Below are 3211 nucleotides of genomic sequence, written 5' to 3'. Positions count from 1 at the left end.
AGCATATCGATCAGTTGGACAGGGGCAGGTAGCCTTGAAGGGGGAGTAGGGAGGTTGACTGTTGATCTTACAGGTGTTCAATTTGAGATTACGAAGATAAGCGACACGTTGTCCATCGGACCTTTGGTGACAGTTTCGATGGCGGAGAGCCTCGGATATGATTATACAGAGCCACCTGCGTCTAATGGGATCGCGTATTTCGACCATGCTATGGCGTTTGAGTATTGCGATGGTTCGGGCGGAGAAATGTTGAACGGAGTGGGCATAGAAGAGCTAGCGGCCTGGATGGGAGAGCCGGAAAATGTAAAGGATGAAGAATACAAGCTCGGAGTAGGATACATTTTGAATGGTCAGTCGTACGGTAACGTCAATTGGTATATCGGAGGGCGTAGGGCTCCCGAGTCCTCAGTAGATGGCGATCGTCCGGCCGTATTCGGGCACCATTCGAACGCTACCCAAGCTAGATTGGCAACGTTGCAGGACGATCATTTGGTCGCGTTGGTGTGCGCATACGATTAAGCGATATCGTATAGTTTACGCCTCGTGTACTGTACTTAGTAGGGGTCAGGTGTAGCCTTTTGTCTTCATGGTAATGTTGGTAAGACCCGCTAATCCCCATCGGCGCCAACGCGTGCAATAGGCCGCCACCCGCTCGCAGGCTTGAGCGTGACTCTTGCCTTGCTGTCGGGCCAGTGCGTAACACAGGCGGCATTTTGCAGCGAAATTTGACAGGGCTCTCGGCGCCACGCCGCAGAGCCCTTTTTCGTTCACTAGGTAGCCAAGCCATACGAATTAAAAACGGACCATAGTTCCCCCAGTCTGCTGGCCACCATTGCTGAGAATCGGTCAGCGTTGTATTGATATCCTTTTTCAAAGCCACCAAATCAATGTCGCTAAAGGCTTGCTTATAATTGAAATCTTCTCCTAACGGGTTGGAACGCGAATCATGGTCACGAAGTGGTGACAGATCAAGCTGATCTGGCCACCAAAATTGATTGGACTTGGCGTGCTTAGCCTGTGAGTGTGTTGCTGACTTTCCCTCATTATTGCTATACGAGGCGTCTGCAGACCCCAATTTATTTTTAGCAATATCGCCCTTAGGTGCCGCCACTGGAGCGGCAAACAGTACCGTGGCCCAAAAAACCACCGCGACCAAAGTGATCAAAATGGCCAAAGCAGTTAAAGGGATAAGAATGGGGTAGGTAGAACGGGTTAATTTTTCTGAAGTATTCATGGAGCACTTTCTCCTGGATATGACAGGTTATGGATTATCAACGTGTTATGAGTTATCAATAAGATATGTGTTATCGATGTGCGTGGTCATCAGACTGCATATTCGGAACTGTACCCCAATTTTTCTGCTTATAACGTAATCACTATGATTCATAAAAAGACAGGCACTTAATCGACGGTTAGTTTGTTGAAATATCGCTACTGATGTTTTTTGTAAATTAGGTCGTTGATGTTTTTGTTACTACCTGTCGTCTGGTTTAATTAATTGTTTTATAAAGTTTTTATTAATTATTTTGCGATATTTCTCATCCATTTTCTTCGCTCCATTAGAGACAAATTCATCCCAAAGTTCCCTTTCTAATCATGAAACGAGCCGTTTCATTGTCTCGCTGTGCCTCGGCTGTAAGAATCGCTCCAACTCAGTGAGAGCGGGCGTGATTTCAAGGCGTGACGTAAAGATCTAGCTTCCAGGTCTAGCTACTAGGTCTAGTAGGTCTCGTTTCTACACGAAGAAAACGGCCCCTCTTGAAGTCAGGTCTCACTGCTGAAAGGTCAAGTGAACGTCAAAACATGAACGACCTTGGTGCGCTCCCTTGGTCATCTATTAACTTGGCCATCTATAAAAAAGTAACCATTGAAAAAGTAACCATTAATTAAACGGAATAACAAACGGAACATCATAGTTAATGACTAGGAGTCTTAGAAAATGAAAATACAAAAAATAGCCATCGTCATCAGCTTATTGCTTTCTACAGGCGCCTCGGCAGGCGGCATTCATGAAGAGGGCGAGTTTTACCTGGGCGGTAAAGCAGGAGGCTCTATTTTTGGTGAGCCATGCGACGGCAACAGTGTCGATTGTGAAGATGCCACTGAAGCCCTGGGTTTGTATGGCGGTTATCAGATCAACAAATGGCTGGCGTTAGAAGGCGGTTATGACTACCTAGGTGGGCCAACCGCAACCTACCCAGCGATAGACCAACCTAACAGCCAGGTTGATTATGAAAGCACCGTGCAGGGGTTCGAATTGGGCCTAAAAGCGGATTACGCCCTAACAGAGCGACTGGCTCTATTTGGTAAAGGCGGAACAATGCTGTGGCAGGTAGACAACGACGCTAACGAGCCGATAAAAGGGTCAATCAATGAGAGCGGCTCTGGAGCATCACTCATGCTGGGCACCGGGTTGGAGTACCGTTTGTCACCCAGTTTGAGCACCCGCTTGGAATACCAATACATCGAAAGCGTGGGGGATGATTCAACCGGCTCATCTGATGTGCATGTTGTTAGCTTGGGGCTGGATTACCGTTTTGGAGGCGCGTCGAACCATTCAACGTCGCCATCGCCTGTTGAAGCCCGAGCGAGCGAGCCAATGACGGATAGGGAAGAAAAGGCCAAAGACATGATGCAAGAAGACATGATGCAAGAAAACATAGCAGCCGTCGCCGTGGCCCCCCAGGTTATTGAAACGTTCACGCAAGTGCTGAGTGGGTCAAGCAATGAAGCGCTGTTTGAAAGCAACAGTACCGAGATGTCCGCCGAGCTGAAAGTACAACTGCTGCATGTACTTGAACGCTTGCAACGCTACCCAGAAACAACGGTGCAGATCATTGGTCACACCGACAGCCTGGGCGACGCCAATTACAACCTGTCGCTCTCGGAAGTCCGTGCACAAAAAGTGGCGGATTACCTAGCGTCTCAAGGGGTATCTCGTCAGCGCATGACGGTGAAAGGTGTCGGGGAGCTCAACCCGATCGCATCGAATGACACCGCGAGTGGTCGAGCCCACAACCGCCGAGTCGAAATCGTGTCACCAGAAGTGACGACACAAAGCACAATCATTGAACAGAAAGAACAATAAAGGAACACTATAATGATGACAATAACCAATAAACAACGAATGAAAATGGTGGCGCCGTTAATGGCGGCGCTGCTACTGAGCGCCTGTGGTGAAGAAGGCGATGAAGGTCTGCCTTCACAAAAG

Annotated in this window: 1 protein-coding gene and 2 pseudogenes; 2 read left to right on the top strand and 1 reads right to left on the bottom strand. The window is 48.3% G+C overall.

What is annotated here, in order from left to right; all coding sequences use genetic code 11:
• Positions 1–519 (top strand): annotated as a pseudogene (locus tag ACP45E_RS02950) (hypothetical protein); the annotation flags it as partial.
• A 199-nt stretch (positions 520–718) separates the two neighbouring features.
• Here the strand turns inward: ACP45E_RS02950 and ACP45E_RS02945 are convergent.
• Positions 719–1234 (bottom strand): annotated as a pseudogene (locus tag ACP45E_RS02945) (catalase-peroxidase); the annotation flags it as partial.
• A gap of 705 nt (positions 1235–1939) precedes the next feature.
• Here ACP45E_RS02945 and ACP45E_RS02940 point away from each other — a divergent pair.
• Positions 1940–3088 (top strand): outer membrane beta-barrel protein, encoded by a 1149-nt coding sequence (locus tag ACP45E_RS02940; protein ID WP_017037412.1) that lies wholly within the window; start codon positions 1940–1942, stop codon positions 3086–3088.
• Positions 3089–3211: the final 123 nt, after the last annotated feature.

It is taken from the genome of Vibrio genomosp. F10 str. 9ZD137 (assembly GCF_049974785.1).
Taxonomy (GTDB): Bacteria; Pseudomonadota; Gammaproteobacteria; order Enterobacterales; family Vibrionaceae; genus Vibrio.
The sequence above is the reverse complement of the archived record's forward strand: the minus strand, read 5'-3'. Positions and strand labels throughout refer to the sequence as shown.

Bases quoted from the DNA above. Each gene is read 5' to 3' on its own strand.
- ACP45E_RS02940 (WP_017037412.1), top strand. From the start codon at position 1,940: ATGAAAATACAAAAAATAGCCATCGTCATCAGCTTATTGCTTTCTACA.